The following is a 701-nucleotide window of genomic DNA, read 5'->3' on the forward strand; positions in this document are numbered from 1 at the left end:
TGTTCCACTCGGCGAACACGTCGGCGATCTGCGGGGCGGTCAGGCCCAGGGCGTCGCGCAGCAGCTGGTAGGCCTCGCCGATGAGTTGCATGTCGGAGTATTCGATGCCGTTGTGCACCATCTTGACGAAGTGTCCGGCGCCGTCGGGGCCGATGTGGGTGCAGCACGGGACGCCGTCGACGTGCGCGGAGATCTCCTCCAGCAGCGGCCCGAGCGAGACGTACGACTCGGCGGGCCCGCCCGGCATGATCGACGGGCCGTTCAGCGCGCCTTCTTCGCCGCCGGAGATGCCCGCGCCGACGAAGTGCAGGCCGCGTTCGCGGATTGCCTTCTCGCGGCGGATGGTGTCGGTGTAGAGGGCGTTGCCGCCGTCGATGATGATGTCGCCGGGCTCCATGGCGTCGGCCAACTCGTTGATCACCGCGTCGGTCGGGTCGCCGGCCTTGACCATGATGATCACCCGGCGGGGTTTCTCCAGGGCGTCGAGGAATTCGGCGATGGTCTCGCTGCGCACGAAGTTGCCCTCCGAACCGTGCTCGGCCAGCAGGGCGTCGGTCTTGGCCACCGAGCGGTTGTGCAGGGCCACGGTGTAGCCGTGTCGGGCGAAGTTGCGGGCGAGATTGGACCCCATCACCGCCAGCCCCGTCACCCCGATCTGAGCCGTGCCGGTCGTGTTCGTCATGCAGCAGCCTTTCGATTGT

1 protein-coding gene is annotated in these 701 nt (G+C 67.8%); it reads right to left on the bottom strand.

Features of this window, described 5'->3' with window-relative positions; genetic code table 11:
• Positions 1-682, bottom strand: a 682-nt coding sequence (locus BST13_RS38085; RefSeq protein ID WP_158087273.1) for an NAD(P)-binding domain-containing protein, incomplete at its 3' end; no start/stop codon positions are given.
• Positions 683-701 lie beyond the last annotated feature (19 nt).

The sequence above is a fragment of the Mycobacterium aquaticum genome, assembly GCF_002086485.1.
GTDB classification, from domain to species: domain Bacteria; phylum Actinomycetota; class Actinomycetes; order Mycobacteriales; family Mycobacteriaceae; genus Mycobacterium; species Mycobacterium aquaticum.